2 protein-coding genes are annotated in these 2,604 nt (G+C 31.0%); one reads left to right on the top strand and one right to left on the bottom strand.

Features of this window, described 5'->3' with window-relative positions:
- Nucleotides 1–65 precede the first annotated feature (65 nt).
- Nucleotides 66–1,334: an O-antigen ligase family protein gene (locus tag PSF16_RS17105; RefSeq protein ID WP_230084918.1), complete on the top strand. Its 1,269-nt coding sequence runs from the start codon at nt 66–68 to the stop codon at nt 1,332–1,334.
- Here the strand turns inward: PSF16_RS17105 and PSF16_RS17100 are convergent.
- On the bottom strand, nt 1,329–2,333 hold the full coding sequence (locus tag PSF16_RS17100) for a glycosyltransferase family 2 protein (protein WP_154631800.1): 1,005 nt from the start codon (nt 2,331–2,333) through the stop codon (nt 1,329–1,331). The genes PSF16_RS17105 and PSF16_RS17100 overlap by 6 nt on opposite strands.
- Nucleotides 2,334–2,604 lie beyond the last annotated feature (271 nt).

Genomic DNA, 2,604 nt, shown 5'->3' with positions numbered 1-2,604 from the left:
ATTAACATCAGTTATTCTAATGAGAAATATTTTATCCATTATCATCATTTCTGAGCAATGATATTATGACCAAATTATCTTTCAGCAATAATTTTTTAGTTCAATCATGTCATCGATATCTTCCCACCCTGATGCTCGGATTGTGTTTTATTGCAATTTTGTTATTACCTTTTAAACCTGATATTACCAGTAAAATATTTAATTTCGCAGGCATACTTTCAGTTTTAATATTTTTATCCTCACCTAAGGTATATTTAAAAAACAAAATAGTCATTGTTGCTATCCCTTTATTTTTGATTGGTATAACTCATTTGATTTGGGTAGAACTTTACAAAACAAGTGATACTATTTATAGAAATGTCTACCATGGATACTTCCAAATGGGGAAAATAGCTCTGTTTGGTAGCTTTATATTACTTATAACCCATAATGCGTTGAAAAATATTTTAATCTCTAAGTTGCATTTAATAACCGCAACAATAAGCCAGATAAGCATACTGGGTTATACTGTGTATCAAGAGTTTTACCTCCATATTCCAAGAGTTGAGTTGGCATTTCATAATGCCTCAAATGCTACTGGGGCAGCTTATGCCATGATATTTTTATCTTTATATGCACAATTTATCTTTTTATCTTACTGCTCGAGGATAAAATATTATTTATATTCTCTATCTATTTTAATCACTTTTTTCTGTGTAGTTCTAACTGAAACGAGAGCGGGAATTTTATTGTATCCAGTTATTAGCCTCTGTATCTTTTTTCTTTATTTTAGACAAAATAAAAATTTAAAATTAAAATTTGTGTTGTTCCCTATCGTTGCGGCGTTAATTATATGCGCAATCTTTAGCGAAACAATTATACAAAGAATGCAAAGTGCTAGTAATGAAATCATTGCCTATATCAAAAATGACTCTACATCCACATCTGTTGGAGATCGGCTATCTATGATCCAAACTGGATTTTATGCATCTAATGGATTTCTATGGCAATCAGCAGAAGAAAGAAATAGTAAAATTATCGAATTGGCAAAGAATGATAAAAGATTCGCTGGTGCAATTGAGCATATGCAAGCCCATTTACATAATGATCTAATGGAAGAATTATCCACCAAAGGCTGGATTAATGGTGTTCTTCTTATCTTATTATTCTATGTCGCAATATTTGCATATGGCTATAAACAAGCCAAAAACCCTTTTATCTTAGGGTTTACATTCGTTTTAATCGGGTTAGGACTTAGTGATACATTGATTATTTCAACTCAAGTATCACTATCGTGGATATTAGTGCTTATTCTTATGACTAGCTGCTTTTCTTCACGATTGAAACTCTCATAATTTGGTATTTTTCTTAGTATAAAACACGTTAATTAGAGCCCAAATGGTCGGGTTATTAAATGCAATAATCTTTGCTCTTTTTTTATATTTCTTGGGTAATACCCTAATATCATAATCGGCAAAGAATTTCTGGTTATTCAGGCTGACTAGCTCACGGTACTTTTTAGCTAGAAACAGTTTCCAACCATATCTCAATTTACTACTGAACACATTTGAAGCTAATTGATGGCAAACGAAACTGTGATCTTCCCCTGTATAAATTTGCTTAATTTCTTTTTCTATCGTCACCTTAGCATCGATATCATGAAAATAATCTTCTTTAGTCCATGCAGAGGTTGTTAAAGAGCCCTTTCGATACTGATGGTGATATAAGTAACTTAAACAAATGTTTAGTTTCGCTACAGATAATATCTGGCATATAAATAAAATGTCTTCCGCTAAGCGTAAATCTGGATTAAATCGAATATTTACTTTGTCTAAAAATGACTTTGAAATTAACATTGAACCTATATGGAATGACATATCACCTAAAAGGTACTGACTAAGAATTCTTTGGCAATCATTAGACTTAGGTAATTTTTCAACCGAATTAGCGTAATGTTTATAATACCCACATAGTTGAACATCAACTTTATTTTGGTTAATTTTCTCAACAAGCGTTTCCAAAAATGTCGGTTCTAATTTATCATCACTATCAAGGAAACAGATATACTCACCCTCAGCATATGTAATACCGGTGTTACGAGCTTTAGAAACACCACCATTAGGCGTAGTAATAACCTTAAAATTTAGGTTATTACCCAATTTTTTGGTAATAACCTCTACCGTGTTATCGGTTGAACCATCATTAATAATCACAATCTGATAATTCGAATAGGTTTGCTGTAAAACTGAATCAATAGTCTTACAAATGAATGACGCTGAGTTATATACAGGAATAATGACTGAAACTAAGCCATTCTGGATTTGATTACTCTTTAAAAAATGTTGGTTATCCATACAATTATGCCGTAGAATCATTAATAAATATATCTATGCATATAGATTAAACCAATCATAAATTAATGTATATGCCCATTTTATCTGATACTCAAATTTACACTTTTCTATTGAAGAACAATTTAAGTTAAATACGCTAAGCGCTTATTTTAGACATTACAGACCCTATTGGCCTTGAAAAATGAAAGAAAATATAGATATAAAAAAAGTACTATTTACCATTATCTCTCTCGTCATTCTTGTTATTTTTTCTAAAATGATGCTTAAAGGA

The sequence above is a fragment of the Providencia sp. PROV033 genome, assembly GCF_028484855.1.
Classification (GTDB): Bacteria; Pseudomonadota; Gammaproteobacteria; order Enterobacterales; family Enterobacteriaceae; genus Providencia; species Providencia alcalifaciens.
Note: the sequence above shows the minus strand (reverse complement) of the source record. Positions and strands in the feature narration are given on the sequence as shown.

Bases quoted from the DNA above. Each gene is read 5' to 3' on its own strand.
- PSF16_RS17105 (WP_230084918.1), top strand. From the start codon at position 66: ATGACCAAATTATCTTTCAGCAATAATTTTTTAGTTCAATCATGTCAT.
- PSF16_RS17100 (WP_154631800.1), bottom strand. From the start codon at position 2,333: ATGGATAACCAACATTTTTTAAAGAGTAATCAAATCCAGAATGGCTTA.